Below are 21,704 nucleotides of genomic sequence, written 5' to 3' on the forward strand. Positions count from 1 at the left end.
CGCTTGTATGTTTAGACTTGAAGGGGTGGGCGGGACTAAAAGCTCGATTCCGACTCTAGCCAGTACGGACCGTGGGAGACTTCTCGTCCCGCCCTTTCTACCTAAAGCGCCGATAAGGAATTCATCGGTAAAACCGACGATAGAGGCAAGCCAGCGCTACGGTAGACCCCGACAAGCTCTTAAACCCTAGCTCCGAGGATTCGTCATGACAATCCTTACCTCGCCAACGGTGATTGGTGTCGATGTGGCCAAGGCCGAAATCGTCGTTTATCGCGAAGATCTGAAAATCATCCAGGCCATCAACAACGACCGCACATCTGTAGGTCATTGGCTGAAGACCCTGCCCGCCCAAAGCTCAATCGCCCTGGAAGCCACTAATCTCTACCACCTGGACACGGCCGAACTGGCCCATGGTATGGGGCATCGGGTTTACATCGTGGACCCTTACCGGGTGAGCCATTACCGCGAAAGCATCGGTCAGCGTGCAAAAACCGACCCTTGTGATGCACGTCTTCTGGCGCGTTATCTAACCAGTGAACAGCATCGGCTGCGGGTCTGGAACCCACCACCGCGGCACTACACAGTGTTGAAAAGTCTGCTTAACAAGCGTGCACAGCTGATGAAGGTCCGAGTCAGTATCAAGCTGAGCTGGTCAACCGAACCTCTTCTTGAAGATCTTTTGGCCGATGGGTTGAAGCATTTCAAACAGCTGGATCAGGCCATTCAGGAGTTGCTTCGTAAAGTCAGCCAAGAAGCCGGAATTAGTGAAAACATCAGACGCTGCAAAGCGATTGAAGGAGTTGGTGAACTCACGGCAACGGGCCTGGCAACTACATACATGCGAGGTGAGTTCGCCAGCGCCGATGCGTTCATCGCCTTTCTGGGAATGGACTTGAAGGCAAAAGACTCAGGTAAGAAACACAGTCCTCGCCACTTGAGCAAAAAAGGTGACGGGGAATTACGGCGTCTTGCACACAATGCAGCTATGGCAGCTTGTCGGTCCCCTGTCTGGAAACCGTTCTATGAGTCCTATCTGGCAAGAGGTCTAGCCAGAACCCAAGCCTTGGTCATCCTCGCCCGCAAGCTTTGCCGGGTGGCATTCGCCCTCATGAAAAACCAGAGCGAATACCAACCGAATTTAAGGTTGCAGGGTTCCCCTGCAACATAGAATCTCCCACACTGGATCGCATTCACAACGTAAATCCCTGTGGGAGCTGGCTTGCTCGCGAAGGCGGTCTCCCATTAAGGGAAAATCTCCATGACACAACTCAAAGACTTGCTGATCGTCGGCGCCGGCATCCTGGGGCTTTCCCACGCCTATGCCGCCGCCCGGCGCGGTCGCAAGGTCACGGTTTTCGAACGCACTGCCACGCCACTCGGCGCGTCGGTGCGCAACTTCGGCCAGGCGCTGGTCACCGGCCAGCCACCGGGCCCGATGCTCGAACTTGCCAAGGCCAGCCGCGACATCTGGGGCCAGTGGGCGCAGCTCGCCGGCCTGCAACTCAAGCGCAACGGCTCGTACCTGTTCGCCCGCACCGAGGCCGAAGAGCACTTGCTCGAAGCCTTCTGCGCAGGGCGGGCCGTGGAGCACGACTACCGCGTCGAACTGCTGCGCGGTGCCGCGCTGCGCGATCTGTACGGCGGCCAGTTCAGCCATCACCGCGCCGCGCTGCACGGGATGGACGATCAACAGCTGTATTCCCGGGAAGCGATTCCGGCGCTGATCGAATACCTGCGCCGCGAACTCGACGTCGAGTTTCACTTCTCCACGCTGGTGCGCGACGTCGAGCCTGGGCGCCTGCAAAGTACTGCCGGCACATTCTCCGCCAAGCAGATCATCGTCTGCTCCGGCCACGATTATCAGACCCTGCTGGCCGAGCCGATTGCTGCCCTCGACCCGCAAATCTGCCGCCTGCAAATGCTCCGCGCCCGGCCGCAGATCGACCTGAACTTGCAACACGCCTTGCTCACCGGTCTCAGCTGTGTGCATTACGGCGCCTTCGCTGACTTGCCGGAAGCGGCCGCAGTGCAGGCGCAAATCCTGCGCGAGCAACCGCACTTGCAGGAAAACGGCATTCACCTGCTGATCAGCCCGACGCCGTATGGCGAACTGATCATTGGCGACTCGCACCATTACGGCAGCGATCCATCGCCGTTCAACGCCGAGCAAGTCGACAACTGGATGCTGGAGCTGGCCGAACAGACCCTCGGCTGCAAAGTGCAAGTGGTCGAGCGCTGGCAGGGTGTCTATGGTTCCCGGGGGCCGGGGCCGTTTTCGTTTCTGCGTCCGGCGCCGGGGCTGAGTGTGGCGTTGATGCACAGCGGCGTCGGCATGAGCGTCGGCCCGGCCATGGCCGAGCGCAATGTTGCACAGCTTTTTGGAGAGAACGGATGTTGAGTCACGAACAAGTCATTGAACGGGTGTTCGGCCTCTACGAGCGGTTCGGCGCCAGCGACTACATCGGCGAACCGGTGTCGCAGATCGAGCACATGTCCCAGGCGGCGCAACTGGCCATCGCCGAAGGCTTCGACGACGAAGTGGTGCTCGCCGCGTTCTTCCACGACATCGGCCACTTGTGTGCCGAAGGCGCGGAAAACATGGGCGGTTACGGCGTGGTCAGCCACGAACGCCTCGGTGCGGATTATTTGCGTGAGGCCGGATTCAGCGAGCGCCTGGCGCGGCTGGTGGAATATCACGTCCAGGCCAAGCGCTATCTGACGCTGAGGGAATCGGGTTATTACGAGCGCTTGAGCGAAGCCAGTCGCCGCACTCTGGAGTATCAGGGCGGGGTGATGACCGAGGCTGAAGCGGATGTTTTCGAGCAGGATCCGTTGTGCGCCGTCAGCCTGCGAATGCGCCAGTGGGATGAGCTGGCGAAGGAAATGGCGGTGCCGGTAATGGATCTGTCTGTTCTCAAGCGCAAGGCTGAAGTTTTGTTGTCGACCGGGTGAGGGCGCGGATCTAAAGCTCAAGCACCTTCCCGACCAACAACTCAATCTGCTCCTGCCGCTCCGCCTGATTCAGCTTCGGATGCGGATTCAGCGAAGACCATTGCGGATGCGCGCGCGCCTTGTTGAGTGCTTCCGGCAACTTGCCCTCGCGCCAGGTCTTGTCCTGCGGCGTCGCCACCTGAACGGCATCCATCGCCGCATGGCCTCGGGTATTCAGCGCTTGCAGCAGTTGCCGCTGACGCAGGGCCAGCAGGCGCAGCACGTTGTCGTCGACCGTCAGTTCCCGCTGCCCTTTGATCTTGCCGAGCAGGCGGTTGCCATAGCTGCGGGCGGTTTGCAGGGCGCCGCCGGCAATGGCACCGGCCAGCGCGGCGGCGCCGAGGGTGATGCCGCCGACCAGCAAATCCACACCCGCACCGGCTGCGGCACCGGCGGCAATCCCGCCGCCGACCCGCACGCCGAGTTGCTTGAGGGTTTCCGGGTTGAACAGGTCATCGCCCCAGCGCCCGTCGAGCAGCGGCAGATCACTGGCGGCGGCGTCCTGCGGGCGGAAGGCGTAGAGCTTGAGCAGCGCTTCGACGCAGCGTTGTTCGCGCTGGCGCACGGCTTTGCGCAATTCGCTGATGGCCTGTTGTTCCTGTTCGGCGTTGCTCGCCACACTGCATCGGCACGCGGCGCAGTCGATCAACAATTCGGCAATCAGGCGCGCGGCGCTTTGCTCGCGGGCAAGGCGTTGCGCTTGTTGATCGGCGATCAGCCGTTCAAGTTGTGGGCGGGCGTTTTCCAGCAACAGTGCGAGGCTTTCATACAACCGCCGCTCGCCATCTTCCGGCGGGGCGACGCTGTCGAAGCGCACCAGCGCGTGCAGGCCGAGACGCGCCAGTGCTTCGCGCCAGTCTGGCTCGCGGTGGTTGGCACTGCTGACGAAATTCAGCACCGGCAGCAACGGCTTGCCGCAACTGGCCAACACTTCCAGTTCGTCGCGGTACTTGGCCAGCACCGGTTCGCGGGCGTCGATCACGTACAGACCGGCATCGGAATCGAGCAGTTGTCGCAGCACCTTGGCTTCCTGTTCGAAACGCTGACGAGCCTCGCTGCCGTCGAGAAACCGCGCCAGCCGTGCCGGGCCGTCGAGGCGTTCGCCGGGGCGTTCCAGGCGTTCGAGAAAATCCAGCAGGGCGATGGCATCTTCCAGACCGGGTGTGTCGTAGAGGTCGAGCAACGGCTCGCCATCCACCGACAACCGCGCGCCTTCGACATGCCGCGTGGTGCTCGGGCGATGAGAGACTTCGCCGAAGCCGACGTCGCGGGTCAGGGTGCGCAGCAGCGAAGTCTTGCCGACGTTGGTGTGGCCGACCACCGCCAGTTTCAGCGGCGCTTTCCAGGCATCAGTCATGTCCGTGCTCCAGCCAGTTCAACGGGGCGCAATCGGCGAACGGCAGTTCCAGCTGTTGCAATGCCACGTGCCAGTCACCGAGGCGTTCGGCGTCCAGCGCCTGTCCTTGTGGCGCCTGCAACAGCCAGACCCGGGTCGCGGCGGCATTGCGCGCCAGCTCGGCAATCAGCGCCAGGCTGCCGCGATCCGGCGAACGCCGTGGGTCGCAGGCAATCGCCAGGCGCGCCGGCGGGAAGCGGCTGAGCTGTTCGAGCAGTTTGTTGCGCGATTCCCGACTGTCGAGGATGCCGGCGTTGCTGACGTTTTTCGGCAGCGTCGGCGGCCATGAGTGTTGGTCGTCGAGTTCGATTGCCACGAGCAGCGCGCCGTCGCTGGCGTGTTCGCCCACGGTGCTTTCGACGTGGTGCAATTGCGCAGGCTCCGGGTCGGTGATGCCGAGGCGTTCGCTGGTCGGCATCAGGCGTTCGCGCAGTTGGGCGTAGCCGGGCAGGTTCAGGTCCAGGCGCAACGCAGCCTTGCCGCTGTTCCAGCGCCAGAAGCAAAAAAGCGCCAACAGCAGACGCGGCAGCACGCCGTACACCACCAGCACGCCGACCAGCCAGGTCGCCCAGGCCTGACGGGCGCTTTCGATGTTCAGCGCGGTGTCGCCGCTGGCGCGGATCATGTCCACGGTCGGCACGTTGAAGCCCAGCAGCGCGGGCAAGGCGCCGAGGGCCTGGGTCATGTTGATGAACGTGTCGGCGCTGAGAATCGTGGTTTCCCAGACGAAACCGTAGCGCCGGGTCGCCATCAGGGTCAGCAGCAAAACCAGCGCGCTGAACATCGCCAGCAACCACAGGCCATTGACCAGCGTACCGAGTGCCCAGCGATTGAGTTTCTGGCGTTGCAGCATCAGCAGCAGGGCCGGCGCCAGTTGCGCCGCCTTGGCGTCGCGGGCGAGTTTTTCACTGAGCCACAGCCACAAGCGGCCGAGGGTGGCGCCATGTTCGCCAGCGAAGATCAGCCCCAGCGCCCAGCTCAGCAGCAGAATCAGGTTCAGCCCGAGCAGACTGCCCAGGGCCCAGAACACATTGACCGGCGTCTGGCCCAGTGCGGCGAAGGCCAGACCGGCACCGCTCAGTACCGCGAAGATCGCCAGCAACACCAGCGCGAGGCGTGCGCCTTGCAACCAGTGCTTGAGCGCGGCGGTCAGGCCGTCGCGCTCGGCCAGCCACAGGGCGCGGCGCTGAATGCGTCCCGGCAGATCGCCGCCGGCCGCGCGGGCCAGGCGATTGGCTTCCAGATCGTCCAGCGGGCCTGCGTGTTCTTCGCGCAGGCGCACGGTTTCGGTGAGCCAGAGGTTTTGCAGTGAAGTCAGTTCAGTCACGCGGCATCCCGTTGCTTGATTGAGCCGTGAGCATAACCGCTGTGGCGCTTATCGGGGTAAGGGCGGCTCTGGTATCCTCGCCGGCATGACTAAATCACTCCCCCTCAGCCTGATCGCAGCCCTCGGTGAAAACCGTGTGATCGGCGTCGACAACAGCATGCCCTGGCACCTGCCGGGGGACTTCAAATACTTCAAGGCCACGACGCTCGGCAAGCCGATCATCATGGGCCGCAAGACCTGGGACTCGCTGGGTCGCCCGTTGCCGGGGCGTTTGAACATCGTGGTCAGCCGTCAGCAGGATCTTGTGCTGGAAGGTGCGGAAGTCTATCCGTCGCTGGAAGCGGCCGTGGTTCGCGCCGAAGCGTGGGCGAAAGAGCAGGGCGTCGACGAATTGATGCTGATTGGCGGGGCGCAATTGTATGCGCAGGGGCTGGCGCAGGCAGATCGTCTGTATCTGACTCGCGTGGCACTGAGCCCGGAAGGCGATGCGTGGTTTCCGGAGTTCGATCTGAACCAGTGGAAACTGGTGTCGAACGTGCCGAATCCGGCTGAAGGCGACAAACCGGCTTACAACTTCGAAGTCTGGGAAAAAGCCTAAGAGCCTCGCTGGCAGGCCAGCTCCCACATTGGAATGCATATCCCTGTGGGAGCGGGCCTGCTCGCGATAGCGGTCTGTCAGACGCTACTCAAGCCTGAGCCAGTTCCGCATGCTCATCGGCATCCAGCAGTGCCTTGTCGGTCTGCTGCATCACCTGGCTGGTAATCGCACCGGCCGTGATCGAACCACTCACGTTCAGCGCCGTGCGACCCATGTCGATCAGCGGCTCGACCGAAATCAGCAACGCCACCAGCGAAACCGGCAAGCCCATGGCCGGCAGCACGATCAGCGCGGCGAAGGTCGCACCGCCACCCACGCCCGCCACACCGGCCGAACTTAAGGTAACAATCGCCACCAGCGTCGCGATCCACAGCGGATCCAGCGGGTTGATGCCGACGGTTGGCGCTACCATCACCGCCAGCATCGCCGGGTACAGGCCGGCGCAGCCGTTCTGGCCGATGGTCGCGCCGAACGATGCGGCGAAGCTTGCCACCGATTGTGGAATGCCCAGACGACGGGTCTGCGCTTCGATGCTCAGCGGGATGCTCGCGGCGCTGGAGCGGCTGGTGAACGCGAAGGTCAGCACCGGCCAGATCTTGCGGAAGAAACGCAGCGGGTTGATCCCGGCCGCCGACACCAGCAGGCCGTGCACCACGAACATCAGGGCCAGACCGAGGTACGACACCACGACGAAACTGCCGAGCTTGATGATGTCCTGCAGGTTGGAACCGGCCACCACTTTGGTCATCAGCGCCAGCACGCCGTAAGGGGTCAGCTTCATCACCAGACGCACCAGACGCATCACCCAGGCTTGCAGGGTATCGATGGCGTTGATCACTTTCTGACCTTTCTCGACGTCATCCTTGAGCAGTTGCAGCGCGGCAACCCCCAGGAACGCGGCGAAGATCACCACGCTGATGATCGAGGTCGGCTTGGCCCGCGCCAGGTCGGCGAACGGGTTCTGCGGGATGAACGACAGCAGCAGTTGCGGCACATTCAGGTCGGCGACCTTGCCGGCGTAGTCGGTCTGAATGGTTTGCAGACGGGCCATTTCCTGGGTGCCGGCGACCAGGCCTTCGGCGGTCAGGCCGAACAGGTTGGTCAGGCCGATGCCGATCAGCGCCGCAATCGCGGTGGTGAACAGCAGCGTGCCGATGGTCAGGAAGCTGATCTTGCCCAGCGAAGAAGCGTTGTGCAGACGGGCCACGGCGCTGAGGATCGAGGCGAATACCAGCGGGATCACGATCATTTGCAGCAGTTGCACATAACCGTTGCCGACCAGATCGAACCAGCCGATCGAGGCTTTCAGCACTGGGTTGCCGGCGCCGTAAATCGTGTGCAGCGCGACGCCGAATGCCACGCCCAGCACCAGCGCGAGCAGGACTTTTTTCGCCAGGCTCCACGAGGTGTGACGGGTTTGCGCCAGGCCGAAGAGCAGGGCGAGGAACACCAGCAAGTTGAGAATCAGGGGCAGATTCATGAGGACTCCAGAAAAGACTGTGCCAACAGCCTTCCGGGGCTGCTGCGAACCGGCAAGCCTAACAGCTTGATTTCCAATGATTTAATACCGAAATCAAAGGTCGTCAGTCGTTTTTGGAATAAGCGGGTGTCGCTCTCGGGGATGCAGCTGGCGCGAAACGGACGTGGACGGTCGCTGACAGACGAGGACTGTCACACATATTTGTTAGCGTCGATTTCTTTGACCCAGGGAGAAAGCGCCAATGAAGTTCACACCGAAATTTCTGGCTGTCGCACTGACTGTGGGGATGGGCCTGGCCACTCAGGCATTCGCCACCGACCTGAAGCACTGGCCGGCGGATCAGGCCAAGGCATTGGACGCGATGATCGCCGCCAACGCCAACAAGGGTAACTACGCGGTGTTCGACATGGACAACACCAGTTACCGCTACGACCTCGAAGAGTCGTTGCTGCCGTTCATGGAAAACAAGGGCCTGATCACCCGCGACAAGCTCGACCCCTCCCTGAAACTGATGCCGTTCAAGGACTCCGCCGACCACAAGGAAAGCCTGTTCAGCTACTACTACCGCCTCTGCGAAGTCGACGACATGGTCTGCTATCCATGGGTCGCGCAGGTGTTTTCCGGTTTCACCCTCAAGGAGCTCAAGGGCTACGTCGATGAGCTGATGGCCTCGGGCAAGCCGGTGCCGGCGACCTATTACGAAGGTGACGTGGTCAAGAACCTGGACGTGAATCCGCCGAAGATCTTCACTGGCCAGAAAGAGCTGTACAACAAGCTGATGGAGAACGGCATCGAGGTCTACGTGATGACCGCCGCCTCCGAAGAGCTGGTGCGGATGGTCGCGGCCGATCCGAAGTATGGCTACAACGTCAAACCGCAGAACGTGATCGGCGTGACCACCTTGCTGAAGAACCGCGACACCGGCGAGCTGACCACCGCGCGCAAGCAGATCACTGCCGGCAAATATGACGAGAAAGCCAACCTCGGCCTCGAACTGACCCCGTACCTGTGGACCCCGGCGACCTGGATGGCCGGCAAGCACGCGGCGATCCTGACCTACATCGACGAATGGAAAAAACCGGTACTGGTGGGTGGCGACACGCCGACCAGCGACGGCTACATGCTGTTCCACGATGTGGACGTGGCGAAGGGCGGCATTCACTTGTGGGTCAACCGCAAGGACAAATACATGACCCAGATTCAGGGCATGATGGCCAAGCACGCGGCGGCCCAGGCGAAAGAAGGCTTGCCGGTGACGGCGGACAAGAACTGGGTGATCGTCAAACCTGAGGAAATCCAGTAATTGCTACGGTGATCGCTCCCACGTCGAGGCGTCGAACCGTCCGCGTGGGAACGATCAAACCTGAAGGCAAAAAAAAATGCCCCGCACTTGGCGGGGCATTTTTGTTTCTGCGATTTGACGCTTACAGCCCGTCGAGCATCGCCTTGTTGCGCACCGCACCCTTGTCGGCGCTGGTCGCCAGCAGGGCGTAGGCCTTGAGGGCAGTGGTCACTTTGCGTGGACGCTGTTCGACCGGTTTCCAGCCTTTCTTGTCCTGCTCGACCCGGCGGGCAGCCAGTTCTTCGTCGCTGATCAACAGGTTGATCGAGCGGTTTGGAATGTCGATCAGCACCTTGTCGCCGTCCTGTACCAGACCGATCGCGCCGCCGGCCGCAGCCTCTGGCGAAGCGTGGCCGATGGACAGACCGGAAGTGCCGCCGGAGAAACGGCCGTCGGTCAGCAGGGCGCAGGCTTTGCCCAGGCCTTTGGATTTCAGGTACGAGGTCGGGTAGAGCATTTCCTGCATGCCCGGGCCGCCTTTCGGGCCTTCGTAGCGAATGATGACGATGTCGCCTTCCTTCACTTCGTCGGCGAGGATGCCACGTACCGCGCTGTCCTGGCTTTCGAAGATCTTCGCGTTGCCCTCGAACACATGGATCGACTCGTCGACGCCGGCGGTTTTCACCACGCAGCCGTCCAGGGCGATGTTGCCGTACAGCACGGCCAGGCCACCTTCTTTCGAATAGGCGTGTTCGAAGCTGCGGATGCAGCCGTTCTCACGGTCGTCGTCCAGGGTTTCCCAGCGGGTTGACTGGCTGAACGCGGTTTGCGTCGGAATGCCCGCCGGGCCTGCCTTGAAGAAATGGTGCACGGCTTCATCGTCGGTCTGGGTGATGTCCCACTTGGCGATGGCTTCTTCCATGCTGCGGCTGTGCACGGTCGGCAGGTCGGTGTGCAGCAGGCCGCCACGGGCCAGCGAACCGAGGATGCTGAAGATGCCGCCGGCGCGGTGCACGTCTTCCATGTGGTACTTCTGGATGTTCGGCGCAACTTTGCACAGTTGCGGCACCTTGCGCGACAGACGATCGATGTCACGCAGGTCGAAGTCGATCTCGGCTTCCTGGGCCGCGGCCAGCAAGTGCAGGATGGTGTTGGTCGAACCGCCCATGGCGATGTCGAGCATCATCGCGTTCTCGAACGCCTTGAGGTTGGCGATGTTGCGCGGCAGTACCGACTCGTCGTTCTCGCCGTAGTAGCGTTTGCACAGCTCGACGATGGTGCGGCCGGCCTGCAGGAACAGCTGTTCGCGGTCGCTGTGGGTGGCCAGGGTCGAACCGTTGCCCGGCAGTGCGAGGCCCAGGGCTTCGGTCAGGCAGTTCATCGAGTTGGCGGTGAACATGCCGGAGCACGAACCGCAGGTCGGGCAGGCGCTGCGCTCGTACTCGGCAACCTTCTCGTCAGAGGCGCTGGAGTCGGCGGCAATCACCATGGCGTCGACGAGGTCGAGACCGTGGCTGGCCAGTTTGGTCTTGCCGGCTTCCATCGGGCCGCCGGAGACGAAGATCACCGGGATGTTCAGGCGCAGAGCGGCCATCAGCATGCCCGGGGTGATCTTGTCGCAGTTCGAGATGCAGACGATGGCGTCGGCGCAGTGGGCGTTGACCATGTACTCGACGGAGTCGGCGATGATCTCGCGGCTCGGCAGCGAATAGAGCATGCCGTCGTGGCCCATGGCGATGCCGTCGTCCACGGCGATGGTGTTGAATTCCTTTGCAACGCCGCCAGCGCGTTCGATCTCACGGGCAACCAGCTGGCCCAGGTCCTTCAGGTGAACGTGGCCCGGTACGAACTGGGTGAAGGAGTTGGCAATGGCGATGATCGGCTTCTTGAAGTCGTCATCTTTCATCCCGGTGGCGCGCCACAATGCGCGGGCGCCGGCCATGTTGCGGCCGTGGGTGGATGTTTTCGAGCGGTAATCTGGCATGGAGCACTCCGGGCGGCTAATCAGGTATCAAAGGGGAGTGAGCTTCTATTGACGTCTGGAACACTCAGAAATGGCCGTGTGTCCTGATGTTGCCGATGACGTTGCGGGATCGCCGCTGGTCTCAGCCTGAGCTCATAAACCCGCCGGGGATGAATGGCGATGAATCTCGCGATTCTACACCGCTGGCGTCAGGAGGGAATGGCGCAAAACGTTGTTCCAGTGCTGACGAAGCGTGCGGGATGACGACCGGCAGGGTTAATCGCTGTCCGGTTGCCCCACAAGATCGCTGCGCCGACTGATTCGGGCGTTCAATGCCAGTGCCACTCCGCTGAGTATCACGAAGCTGTAGCCCAGCGTGGATTGCAGGTTGGCAGGGCTCAGGCTGATCAGGGCACTGATCAAGCCGCCGCAGATGAAAATGATGGTGCTGCCGGCCGAGGCCGAGGTGCCGGCGTTTTCGGGAAACAGACTCATCGCCCGCGAGGTAGCTGCGGGCCGGGCGATGGTGGTGCCGGCGGTGCAGATCAGCATCGGGATCAATACCGTGGCCGGGGTCAGCGCGAAGTTCGATGACAGATAGAGCATGCTCAGGCCGGCGAACAGGATCAGGCTCAACCCGACGATAATCTGCTGGCCACCGTTGATCCGCCTGCTCAGCACGCTGGCCAGGATGCCCCCGACTATATACGCCGCGCCGTAGATCAGCAGGAACAGCGAGAAGTCATAAGCGGACAGTTGCAGGCGGTCCATGAAAATCAGCGGCGAAATCACGATGAAGGAAAAGTGACAGGCGAAGGCAAAGGCCGAAATCAGCCAGTAACCGACGAAGTCGAAATCTCCCAGTACCCGTCGGTAAGCCTTCAGAAAGTGGGTGGGTGTGCCCCGGGCTGCCGGCCGGCTGTTGTCCAGAAACCACCAGGCCTTTAGCAGCACGATGGCGGACAGCGCGGTAAACACCCAGAAGCTGCCGCGCCAGCCCAGCGTTGCCTGAAGAAAGGTACCGGCAAGAGGCGATACCGAGATGAAAATTCCGGTGGCGGTGACCATCAGGATCCGCAAGCGATTACGCTCCTCGCCTTCGAACAGGTCCTGCACCAGCGCTTGTGATAGCACGAAGCAACCGCACCCCAGCGCCTGCACCACCCGAAACATCAGGAACAGCGAATAGTCCGAGGTCATCACGCACCCCAAGGCGCCGATCATTGAAGCGCTCATGCCGGCGAGCAGCAGGCCTTTGCGTCCGATCACATCCGACAATGGACCGATCAACAGCTGGGCGAAGGCAATCCCGACAGCGAACAGGCTGATCGACAGGGCGATGTCCGCCGGGGTGCGGCCAAAGTGTTCGGCCAGCGCCGGGAACGAAGGCAGCAGGACATCCAGCGGGAAGACGCCGAGCAACACCATTGCCAGCAGGAGGCTGACAGCCCCGCGCCGCTGTCGCGGAGTCACCACAGATTGTCCGTCATCCATCGATCAGTCCTGCCCTGGCAAAAAGTGTCTGGTTTTGAGGTTCGGCGAAAAAACCGGCTTTCTTCAACGCGCTCAGTGTGGCGAGGCTGCCGGCGCGTGCCCGCCGCCGACTGGCCTGGGTCGTTGTCATCGTGGCGAGAATGTCCATCACCGTGGTGTTTGCAATGCCCGCGCCACCGAGGTTTTCCTGCAGCCAGTGCTCATCCACTTCGAAGAAAATTTGCAGAATGTCGAGCAAGGTCGTCGCGGTAAACGTTCGCTGTCGCGGGTTCAGGTGCAACCAGAGGTAGTGGAACACTTCTGTGAAATACCGGCTGTGGCGGGCTTCATCGGTGAGGTGATCGCGCAGCATGTCGTTGACACCGGACACCAGACTGTCGCGGCAGACATCCAGCAGTTCACGGGCAATGACGGTTTCCGAGACGAAACCCAGAAGAAAGCACGCCAGCGGCCGTTGCTCCTGACTGGTGCGAGCTATCAGCAGGTTCATCCGGGTGATCCGTCTGGGCATCACCGGGCGCCCGGTGATGGCGTAGAGGCTGGCGATCTGCTCCGCCACCTGACTGGAAAACAGGGCGTGATAGCCCTCGTCGGTGTAGAGCTGGAGCGCGGCGGTTTTCATCGGCGCCGGCACCGCGACCGGAAGCTCGCCATGCACGATGGTTTCGACGGCGCGATTGACGATCCGGTGTTCGAGCAACGTGGTGTAGTCGAGAAAATGCACCAGATGTCGGGCCGTGAGCCGATGCAGCATCGAACGGCCCGCTGCTTCAATGGACGGGTGGGCCAGATAGGGCAGGAACGCCGGCGGAAACCAGTGCCGGGTCTCCAGTTGTTCCTGCACGTTGTCCGGCAAGTGGTAATCGTGGGGGCTGGTGCGGACCGAGGCGCGGGTGTTCCAGTCGCTCAGGGTGAACTGAAAGACCGGCTTCGGGGCGAGGGCGCTCATGACTGTGCCTCACGCAGCAGGTCGCGCATTTCCTGACACATCGCTTGGCCATCGCTTTCCCCGCAACCGACGAAGAACAAGGGTTGTTCCGCACTGTTCTCGAGCTTCAGCAATGTTTCGACCTGCTCATCGGAAAACGCGCCCGTGAGCCAGGTGTTCATGCCCAGCGCGGTGGCCACCAGTTGAAACGTCTGCGAAAGGTGCCCGGCTTCGACGAACGCCATTCGATAGGCGCGCGAATGCGGGTATTTCCACCAGAGCCGGTCGAAGCGGGCGGTGATGAACAGGCCCAATGGCAGGTTGTTGATGAAGTGCTGGCCCCCCAGCAGATTGCCAAATTCGCTGTCGGGCAAGGGACTGATGAAGCTCAGGGCGTGTTCGGCAGGGTGGTAGACATAGACGCCAGGCGCCAGTGCGTCGACGTTCTGCACCAGCACGAACCCGGCGCAGGCATTGAGGCCGCCTCCGGAAGGGCTGCTGCGTCGCGCTCCAAGTCCGTCGGCGATGCTGTCGTCGCGGTCGGCTGCGCGTTCTCGCAGGTAGCCGAGTGACAGGTAAAGCAAGGTGCCGACATCATCCAGCGAAACGGCGGCACCGGTGAAGGAGCGGCAGGTCTTTCGTCGGGTCAGTGAACTCAACAGGCTGTCGTCATTCAGTACGAGCGGTGCGGGCAGGGTGATGAGCGCGTTCGGACCGGTATCCGCAGGGATGTCGGGCGGAGGTGAAGTGGCAAGCACTGTGTTGCAGTGTTCGAGGTATTGCCTGGACCATTCCTGAATATTTCGGGGAGTCTGTTCGCACGGAATATCCCGAGTGCCGATATGGTAGATCCTGGATAGTTCATCCCAGCCCCAGACGGGCGCTGGTTTTTTTGAAGAAATCAGTATTCCGCTATCTAAAAGTTGTGTGTCTATTGTGTTGCTGTTGTCATATAAATCAGGGTTGTGAATAAGTTGCGCCAATCGAGTGGAATACTCAAGGTCAAGTTCATGTTGAGTATGGTCTTTGTAATTCCAGACTATCTGGCCGGGTGTTCGTGGCAGTATGAATAAATAAGGGTTTATATGCATGTCGGGGCACGTTGCTCTGGATGGATGCTTTGTCAGAGGCGCTGGGTAGCCGGCTATACCCAGCGCCAACCTTACTTAACGGACTTTAGGTGCGACCAGAAAAGCCAGGTTTGCGAGGGTGCGGGATTCCAGAGTAATTGCTTTCATGATTGAACTCCTTGTTCATTGGTGCTTCGTGGTTAGTTTGTGTCACCTCCGTGGTGACGACTTAATAATAGTTTGTAATGGGTTAATCGCAAGCAAATATTAAGTAGGAATAATCCAGTAATTTTGTCGGAGTCATCTTCGGCTGGAAGTGGATGTGTAAGTTAAATATCAGTAAATAAATTATTTGCGGAAATATCCTGCACGTCGGGGGACGATAAATGTAGGAAAGCAAAGTGCAAGACAAAAAGAAGGGGAGCCCGTGGGCTCCCCTTTCGACAGCGTCAGTGCCGTGTGGCTGTCAGCTGTTAGGCAGCAGGCGGCAGGTGATGCTCTTGATGTAGCGGGTTTCCGGAATGGCCGGGTGTACCGGGTGATCCGGGCCCTGGCCGCCACGCTCCAGCAACTGGATGTTGCGGTCCAGGTGACGGGCGCTGGTCAGCAGGATGTTCTGCAAGTCGTCTTCCGGCAGGTGCATCGAGCACGAAGCACTGAACAGGATGCCGTCCTTGTTGAGCAGGCGCATGGCTTGCTCGTTCAGGCGACGGTAGGCGCCTTCACCGTTTTTCAGGTCTTTCTTGCGCTTGATGAACGCAGGCGGGTCGGCAACGATCACGTCGAAGCGCTCTTCGCTGGCCTTGAGTTCCTTGAGGGCTTCGAAGACGTCGCCTTCGATGCAGGTCATCTTGTCGGCAAAGCCGTTCAGTGCAGCGTTGCGCTCAACGCCATCGAGGGCGAAGCCCGAAGCGTCGACGCAGAACACTTCGCTGGCGCCGAACGCGGCCGCCTGCACACCCCAGCCACCGATGTAGCTGTACAGGTCCAGCACGCGCTTGCCCTTGGCGTAAGGGGCCAGGCGTGCGCGGTTCATGCGGTGATCGTAGAACCAGCCGGTTTTCTGACCCTGAACCACCGGCGCTTCGAATTTCACGCCGTTCTCTTCCAGCGCCACCCACTCCGGTACCACGCCGAAGACGGTTTCGGTGTAACGCTCGAGGCCTTCGGCATCGCGGGCGGCGGAGTCGTTCTTGAACAGGATGCCGCTTGGCTTGAGTACTTGGGTCAGCGCCGCGATCACGTCATCTTTATGGGCTTCCATGGTCGCGGAGGCGAGTTGCACCACGAGGATGTCGCCGAAACGGTCGACCACCAGACCCGGCAGCAGGTCGGAATCGCCGTAGACCAGACGATAGAACGGCTTGTCGAACAGGCGCTCGCGCAGCGACAGGGCCACGTTCAGGCGATGCACCAGCAGCGACTTGTCCAGCGGCAGCTTGATGTCGCGCGACAGCAGGCGCGCGCAGATCAGGTTGTTCGGGCTCATGGCGACAATGCCCAGCGGCTTGCCGCCGGCGGCCTCGAGGATCGCCTGGTCGCCGGCCTTGAAGCCGTGCAACGGGGTTGCGGCCACGTCGATTTCGTTGCTGTAGATCCACAGGTGACCGGCGCGCAGGCGACGGTCGGCGTTGGCTTTGAGGCGCAAGCTAGGCAGGGACATGACGTCGCTCCGGAAAAAAGAGCGGGAGTATACCGTGTTGCGCCTTATGCCGGGTTTGGCGTGCGATGAAACGCGCCGGAGCCCTACGCCGACAGCGCGTCGATCAGTGCGTCGCTGAACGCCGGAATATCGTCCGGTTGGCGGCTGCTGATCAGGTTGCCGTCCTTGACCACCTCCTGATCGACCCAGTTTGCCCCCGCGTTGACCAGATCGTCCTTGACCGTCTTGTAGCTGGTCATGGTCTTGCCATTGACCAGTCCTGCCGAAATCAGCAGCCAGCTGCCATGGCAGATCACCGCGATCGGTTTGCCGGCGGAGGTGCCAGTCTTGACCAAGTGCTGGGCGTCCTGGTCGATGCGGATGGTGTCAGAGTTCTGCACACCGCCGGGAAGCACCACGGCGTCGTATTGTTCGATGCTTGCGCCCTGAAAGGTCTGGTCGACCTTGAAGTCGTCTGCAGGTTTATCGTGGTTCCAGCCTTTGACGCTGCCGGCTTCGGCGGAGAGGATGTCAACCTGCGCTCCCGCCTGCTCCAGTGCCTGTTTGGGGCCAGTCAGTTCAACCTGCTCGAAACCGTCGGTTACGAGAAAAGCGACGCGCTTGCCGCTGAGAGAAGTAGCCATCGTTAAGCTCCTGAGTCTGTTGGAATTACTGCCCGAGACAGATGGAGAACTGCTCCGGGCACTACAGATTCCGAAGGCTGGTGGAAAGTGAAAGTTCCTGCGAATTGCCCACTGGTGTGTCGTGCGTCGGTTTTTAGAGGTTAGAATCGCCGCCTGTCCCAGAGTGTGTACTTATGTCCCAAGAGCTGACCACCGAACAGATTCAACAGTCCCTGCAAGGCATCAGTGTGCCCGCGCAGCCGCAGATCATGGTGGATCTGCAAATGGAGCAGTACATGCCCGACCCCGACCTGGAGACGATCGCCAAGCTGATCTCCCAGGATCCCGGCCTGTCCGGCTCGCTGCTGAAAATCGTCAATTCGCCCTATTACGGCCTGAGCAACAAGATCACTTCGATCAAGCGCGCGGTGAACCTGTTGGGCAGCCGTTCGATCATCAATCTGATCAACGCGATGTCGATCAAGGGTGAAATGAACGACGACACTATCGTCACCCTCAACCGTTTCTGGGACACCGCCCAGGACGTGGCCATGACCTGCCTGACCCTGGCCAAACGCGTCGGCACCGAGGCGAGCGACGAGGCTTACGCCCTGGGCCTGTTCCATGACTGCGGCGTGCCGCTGATGCTTCAGCGTTTCCCGGATTACATGGCGACGCTCGAAACGGCTTACGCCAACGCGGGTGCCGAGCGCCGGATTGTGGACACCGAGAACGACGTCTACAACACCAATCACTCGGTGGTCGGCTACTACACCGCCAAGTCCTGGCGCCTGCCGGAGCATGTCAGCGCGGCCATCGCCAATCACCACAACGCGCTGGCGATCTTCAGCGACGAGACCTCGCGCAACAGTCAGATGAAAAACCTGCTGGCGATCCTCAAAATGGCCGAGCACATCTGCGCGTCGTACCGGGTTTTGGGTAACCAGACCGAAGACTTCGAATGGCAGGCGGTCGGGCCGCTGGTGCTGGAATACATCGGCCTCTCGGATTACGACTTCGAAACCTTGAAGCAGACCATCCGCGAACTTGGCGCGCACTGATTTAAAAAGACCCTTGATTCGAGACACTCATGCCTGAATTGCCGGAAGTCGAAACCACCCGCCGCGGTATTGCCCCGCACCTGGAAGGCCAGCGTGTCAGCCGGGTGATCGTGCGTGAGCGGCGGCTGCGCTGGCCGATTCCCGACGACCTCGATGTGCGCCTGTCCGGGCAGCGCATCGTGCTGGTCGAGCGGCGCGCCAAGTATCTGTTGATCAACGCCGAAGTCGGCACCTTGATCAGCCATCTGGGCATGTCGGGCAATTTGCGGCTGGTTGAGGTCGGGATGCCGGCGGCCAAGCATGAGCATGTCGATATCGAACTGGAGTCGGGCCTGGCCCTGCGCTACACCGATCCACGGCGCTTCGGGGCGATGCTCTGGAGCAACGATCCGCTCAATCACGAATTGCTGATCCGTCTGGGTCCGGAGCCGTTGACCGATCTGTTCGATGGCGAGCGCCTGTATCAGCTGTCGCGCGGGCGGTCGATGGCGGTCAAGCCGTTCATCATGGACAACGCGGTGGTGGTGGGGGTCGGCAATATCTACGCGACCGAAGCGCTGTTCGCCGCCGGCATCGATCCGCGCCGCGAAGCCAAGGGCATTTCCCGGGCGCGCTACTTGAAGCTGGCGATCGAGATCAAACGCATCCTCGCCGCGGCCATCGAGCGTGGCGGCACCACGTTGCGCGACTTCATCGGTGGCGACGGGCAGCCGGGGTATTTCCAGCAGGAGCTGTTTGTCTACGGTCGCGGTGGCGAGCACTGCAAGGTCTGTGGCACGGGCCTGCGGGAAATCAAGCTCGGCCAGCGCGCCAGCGTCTGGTGTCCGCGCTGCCAGAGCTGAGCAGGGCATCCGAAAAAGTCCTACGGTCTATAGTGAGATGTCTCACTGTTCAGCCCGAAGGATCGTGCCATGAAGTCCTTGCAAACCCTCATCGTCGCACTGCTGCTGTGCTTGAGTCTGACCGTTCAGGCCACGGAAGGCGGCAGCGGTGATCCGCGTTACGCCATCCAGAATCCACCGGCCTACGCCATGCTCGGCGACCTGCTGATTGCCCGACCATTGCTGGTGGTGGCGACGGTGATCGGCGCCGGGGCGTTTGTCGTGTCGTTGCCGTTCACCGCGCTGGGTGGCGGGATTGGCGATGCGGGAGAGGCGCTGGTGGTGGCGCCGGCGAAAGCGGCGTTCGTGCGTTGCCTGGGCTGCACTGGAGAAGGATTTGAGCAGCGCGAATAGTCAGATCGCAGCCAAAGCTGCGATCTAAAAAGAGACTCAAGCCTTGCCGGTGATCTTGCGGTACTTCTCCATCAACTGTTCTTCAGTCTCCGGATGGGCTTCGTCCAGTGGAATGCAATCCACCGGGCAGACCTGCTGGCACTGCGGCTCGTCGTAGTGACCGACGCACTGGGTGCACAGGTTCGGGTCGATCACGTAGATCTCTTCGCCTTGGGAGATGGCGGCGTTCGGGCACTCGGGTTCGCAGACGTCGCAGTTGATGCAATCGTCGGTGATGATCAGGGACATGCTAACTCCAGCCGGGGCGGGGAGCCCGGGCGCTATGAATCAATGCGCGCAATTGTGCCGCATTGGCGCCCGTAGTGCACGCGGGCGCCGTTTGAACGGTCGTTACTTCTTGAAGCGCAGGGTCAGGGCCTCGGCCACCGCCGGGTGGACGAACTTGCTGATATCGCCGCCCAAGGCCGCGATTTCCCGCACCAGGGTCGAGGAAATGAACGAATAACGTTCGGACGGGGTGAGAAACAGGCTCTCCACATCCGGCGCCAACTGGCGGTTCATGTTGGCCAGCTGGAATTCGTATTCGAAGTCCGATACCGCGCGCAGGCCACGCAGGAACACGTTGGCGTTCTGCTCTTTGGCGAAATGCGCCAGCAGCGTCGAGAAGCCGACCACTTCCACGTTCGGCAGGTGTTTGGTGACCTCGCGGGCCAGCTCGACCCGTTGTTCCAGCGGGAACAGCGGATTCTTCTTGGGGCTGGCGGCGACCGCAATGATCACGTGGTCGAACAGGCGCGAGGCGCGTTCGACCAGATCGCCATGGCCCTTGGTAATAGGGTCGAAGGTACCTGGGTACAACACTCGGTTCATCGCGTCGTCCTGGCGGGAATCCGTTGGGGAGTCGGATGGTATCGCAGCCGTCCCGGTCGGGAAAGTCGCCTGTTGGATAAGAAAGCACTATAGACGAGCGGAATTTTCGTCTTTTTCACGGGTTTCTCAGCCGTTCGCCGAGGGATGTCGCCAGTTGCGCCGTCAGACCATACACCGACAACTGCGGGTTGGCGCCGATGCTGGTGGGGAACAGCGAGCCGTCATGAATCGACAGATTACGCAGTTGATGATGGCGGCCGAGGCTGTCGGTGACCGTGCTTTTCGGGTCTTCGCCCATTGCGCATCCGCCCATGACGTGGGCGCTGCCCAGGCGGGTGCGATACAGCTCGAGGCTCAGGCTGTCGATCAACGAGCGGGCCTCGGCCAGGCTGTTCACGTAGCGCGTATCGGCGTGCATCGGCATCACCGCTTTGGCGCCGCCGGCGAACTGGATCTCGGCCATGCTGTGGAAGGATCGGCGCAAGCCTTCCCAGGTATAAGGCGACACCTGATAGTCGAGCACTGGCGAGCCGTCACCGCGCAGCTCGACGCTGCCGCCCGGGCTGTCCGGGTGAAAACCGTCACGCAGCAGGGCCAGCATCGCGTGGGTGTGGGGCAGGTCCGCCATGTGTTGCGCGCTTTCCTGACCGAACCCGCCGAGCAACGTGGCGGCCAGCGCCGGGTGCAGCGGCGGCACTTCGAGTTTGTAGGCCATTGGGCCGGTGGTGCCGTCCTTCCACTGGAAATGATCCGAGTAGATCGATTGCGGCGCACCGTAGAACGGGTTGATCACCTCGTCGAAACGCCCGGCGGACATGTTCACCAAATGCAGGAAGGTGCGCTTGCCCAGCCGTTTGTGCGGATCCGGTGCATCCGAACGCATCAGCAGCGCCGGGCTGTTGATCCCGCCGCCGGCCAGCACGTAGTGGCGTGCCTTGACGGTAATGGCGTGCCCAGTCGGCTCGACGCAACGTTCGTCCATCGCCACGCATTGCAGGCCGATGACCTTGTCGCCGTTGATCAAAAGCTTTTCGGCCCGGGCCAGATAGAGCAGCTCGCCACCCTTTTCCAGGGTCGCCGGAATGGTCGTGACCATCATCGATTGCTTGGCGTTGGTCGGGCAGCCCATACCGCAGTAGCCGAGGTTCCAGCAGCCGCGTACGTTGCGCGGGATCACGTGCCAGCTGTAGCCGAGTTGTTCGCAGCCTTTGCGGATCACGTCGTTGTTGGCGTTGGGCGGCACCATCCACGGGGCGACGCCGAGTCGCTGCTCCATTTTTTCGAACCACGGCGCCATGTCGGCGGGGCTGTGGCCTTTGACGTTGTGTTCCCTGGCCCAGTGTTCGAGGGTCGGTTCGGGGGTGCGAAAACTCGATGTCCAGTTGATCAGCGTGGTGCCGCCGACCGCGCGGCCCTGAAGGATGGTGATCGCGCCGTCCTTGCTCATGCGGCCGATGCCTTCCTGATAGAGGCTGCTGTAGGCCTGGTCTTCCAGCAGTTTGAAATCGCTGCTGGTCTTGAGCGGGCCTTCTTCGATCACCAGCACTTTGTAGCCGGCGGCGCTGAGGATTTCCGCCGTGGTGCCGCCACCAGCGCCGCTGCCGATGATGGCCACGTCGGCTTCCAGGCTCAGGTCATCGGTAAGTTGCGCGCCGTTGTAGGTTTTCCAGCCACGGGCAAGGCCTTCGCGAAACGGGTCGGGTACGGGCATCGATCAGGTTCTCTTATTATTGTTTTGCGTGGG

20 protein-coding genes are annotated in these 21,704 nt (G+C 61.3%); 8 read left to right on the forward strand and 12 right to left on the reverse strand.

Annotation, left to right across the window (positions count from 1 at the left end; genetic code table 11):
• Positions 1–205: 205 nt before the first annotated feature.
• The 3 genes from ACTJK9_RS05925 (at position 206) to ACTJK9_RS05935 (ending at position 2,952) form a co-directional block, all read left to right on the forward strand.
• The gene (locus tag ACTJK9_RS05925) at positions 206–1,168 is read left to right on the forward strand and encodes an IS110 family transposase (RefSeq protein ID WP_221397423.1); all 963 of its coding nucleotides are present in this window, start codon (positions 206–208) and stop codon (positions 1,166–1,168) included.
• A gap of 90 nt (positions 1,169–1,258) precedes the next feature.
• Positions 1,259–2,398: a TIGR03364 family FAD-dependent oxidoreductase gene (locus ACTJK9_RS05930; RefSeq protein WP_085612003.1), complete on the forward strand. Its 1,140-nt coding sequence runs from the start codon at positions 1,259–1,261 to the stop codon at positions 2,396–2,398.
• Entirely contained in the window at positions 2,392–2,952 is a 561-nt protein-coding gene (locus ACTJK9_RS05935) for a phosphonate degradation HD-domain oxygenase (RefSeq protein ID WP_085612002.1), read from the forward strand. Before ACTJK9_RS05930 ends, ACTJK9_RS05935 begins: the two co-directional genes overlap by 7 nt.
• 10 nt (positions 2,953–2,962) lie before the next feature.
• Here the strand turns inward: ACTJK9_RS05935 and ACTJK9_RS05940 are convergent, their stop codons facing one another.
• Positions 2,963–4,348 carry a GTPase/DUF3482 domain-containing protein gene (locus ACTJK9_RS05940; protein ID WP_440812847.1) on the reverse strand — a complete coding sequence of 462 codons (1,386 nt, stop codon included), beginning with the start codon at positions 4,346–4,348 and terminating at the stop codon, positions 2,963–2,965.
• Positions 4,341–5,714 carry a DUF2868 domain-containing protein gene (locus ACTJK9_RS05945; RefSeq protein WP_440812849.1) on the reverse strand — a complete coding sequence of 458 codons (1,374 nt, stop codon included), beginning with the start codon at positions 5,712–5,714 and terminating at the stop codon, positions 4,341–4,343. The genes ACTJK9_RS05940 and ACTJK9_RS05945 overlap by 8 nt, the downstream gene beginning before the upstream one ends.
• An 85-nt stretch (positions 5,715–5,799) precedes the next feature.
• Between ACTJK9_RS05945 and ACTJK9_RS05950 the strand changes: the two genes are divergently transcribed.
• Positions 5,800–6,312: a dihydrofolate reductase gene (locus ACTJK9_RS05950; RefSeq protein ID WP_085612000.1), complete on the forward strand. Its 513-nt coding sequence runs from the start codon at positions 5,800–5,802 to the stop codon at positions 6,310–6,312.
• A gap of 88 nt (positions 6,313–6,400) precedes the next feature.
• On the opposite strand, the gene ACTJK9_RS05955 is transcribed toward ACTJK9_RS05950, so the two are convergent.
• Complete coding sequence (locus tag ACTJK9_RS05955) at positions 6,401–7,792, reverse strand: L-cystine transporter (RefSeq protein WP_440812852.1); 1,392 nt, start codon at positions 7,790–7,792, stop codon at positions 6,401–6,403.
• 241 nt (positions 7,793–8,033) lie between these two features.
• Between ACTJK9_RS05955 and ACTJK9_RS05960 the strand changes: the two genes are divergently transcribed.
• Positions 8,034–9,095, forward strand: a complete 1,062-nt coding sequence (locus ACTJK9_RS05960; protein WP_221398283.1) for a haloacid dehalogenase-like hydrolase — start codon at positions 8,034–8,036, stop codon at positions 9,093–9,095.
• 121 nt (positions 9,096–9,216) lie between these two features.
• On the opposite strand, the gene ilvD is transcribed toward ACTJK9_RS05960, so the two are convergent.
• From ilvD to ACTJK9_RS05990, 6 genes are all read right to left on the reverse strand, one after another.
• A complete protein-coding gene (gene ilvD, locus ACTJK9_RS05965; protein ID WP_440812854.1) occupies positions 9,217–11,058 on the reverse strand; it encodes a dihydroxy-acid dehydratase in 1,842 nt (613 codons plus the stop codon).
• A gap of 255 nt (positions 11,059–11,313) precedes the next feature.
• Entirely contained in the window at positions 11,314–12,531 is a 1,218-nt protein-coding gene (locus ACTJK9_RS05970; protein WP_221398282.1) for a multidrug effflux MFS transporter, read from the reverse strand.
• Positions 12,524–13,480 carry a diiron oxygenase gene (locus ACTJK9_RS05975; RefSeq protein ID WP_440812857.1) on the reverse strand — a complete coding sequence of 319 codons (957 nt, stop codon included), beginning with the start codon at positions 13,478–13,480 and terminating at the stop codon, positions 12,524–12,526. Before ACTJK9_RS05975 ends, ACTJK9_RS05970 begins: the two co-directional genes overlap by 8 nt.
• Positions 13,477–14,550, reverse strand: a complete 1,074-nt coding sequence (locus ACTJK9_RS05980; protein ID WP_085611995.1) for a SagB family peptide dehydrogenase — start codon at positions 14,548–14,550, stop codon at positions 13,477–13,479. Before ACTJK9_RS05980 ends, ACTJK9_RS05975 begins: the two co-directional genes overlap by 4 nt.
• Positions 14,551–14,995: 445 nt before the next feature.
• On the reverse strand, positions 14,996–16,192 hold the full coding sequence (locus tag ACTJK9_RS05985) for a class I SAM-dependent rRNA methyltransferase (protein WP_039767907.1): 1,197 nt from the start codon (positions 16,190–16,192) through the stop codon (positions 14,996–14,998).
• Positions 16,193–16,275: 83 nt separating this feature from the next.
• Positions 16,276–16,815 carry a type 1 glutamine amidotransferase domain-containing protein gene (locus ACTJK9_RS05990; RefSeq protein WP_064600129.1) on the reverse strand — a complete coding sequence of 180 codons (540 nt, stop codon included), beginning with the start codon at positions 16,813–16,815 and terminating at the stop codon, positions 16,276–16,278.
• Between the two features lie 227 nt (positions 16,816–17,042).
• Here ACTJK9_RS05990 and ACTJK9_RS05995 point away from each other — a divergent pair, with 227 nt between their 5' ends.
• The 3 genes from ACTJK9_RS05995 (at position 17,043) to ACTJK9_RS06005 (ending at position 19,090) form a co-directional block, all read left to right on the forward strand.
• Complete coding sequence (locus tag ACTJK9_RS05995) at positions 17,043–17,855, forward strand: HDOD domain-containing protein (protein ID WP_178076163.1); 813 nt, start codon at positions 17,043–17,045, stop codon at positions 17,853–17,855.
• A gap of 29 nt (positions 17,856–17,884) precedes the next feature.
• The gene (gene mutM / locus ACTJK9_RS06000; RefSeq protein WP_221398280.1) at positions 17,885–18,697 is read left to right on the forward strand and encodes a bifunctional DNA-formamidopyrimidine glycosylase/DNA-(apurinic or apyrimidinic site) lyase; all 813 of its coding nucleotides are present in this window, start codon (positions 17,885–17,887) and stop codon (positions 18,695–18,697) included.
• A gap of 69 nt (positions 18,698–18,766) precedes the next feature.
• Positions 18,767–19,090, forward strand: coding sequence for a hypothetical protein (locus tag ACTJK9_RS06005; protein WP_011336397.1), 324 nt, complete (start codon positions 18,767–18,769; stop codon positions 19,088–19,090).
• Between the two features lie 36 nt (positions 19,091–19,126).
• Here the strand turns inward: ACTJK9_RS06005 and ACTJK9_RS06010 are convergent, their stop codons facing one another.
• The 3 genes from ACTJK9_RS06010 to ACTJK9_RS06020 form a co-directional block, all read right to left on the reverse strand.
• Positions 19,127–19,378 carry a YfhL family 4Fe-4S dicluster ferredoxin gene (locus ACTJK9_RS06010; RefSeq protein WP_003195146.1) on the reverse strand — a complete coding sequence of 84 codons (252 nt, stop codon included), beginning with the start codon at positions 19,376–19,378 and terminating at the stop codon, positions 19,127–19,129.
• 102 nt (positions 19,379–19,480) lie between these two features.
• Positions 19,481–19,960 (reverse strand): pantetheine-phosphate adenylyltransferase, encoded by a 480-nt coding sequence (coaD, locus tag ACTJK9_RS06015; protein WP_007953414.1) that lies wholly within the window; start codon positions 19,958–19,960, stop codon positions 19,481–19,483.
• Between the two features lie 115 nt (positions 19,961–20,075).
• Positions 20,076–21,671, reverse strand: coding sequence for a GMC family oxidoreductase N-terminal domain-containing protein (locus ACTJK9_RS06020; RefSeq protein WP_440812863.1), 1,596 nt, complete (start codon positions 21,669–21,671; stop codon positions 20,076–20,078).
• Positions 21,672–21,704 lie beyond the last annotated feature (33 nt).

Source organism: Pseudomonas sp. 22082 (genome assembly GCF_052046055.1).
Classification (GTDB): domain Bacteria; phylum Pseudomonadota; class Gammaproteobacteria; order Pseudomonadales; family Pseudomonadaceae; genus Aquipseudomonas; species Aquipseudomonas pharyngis.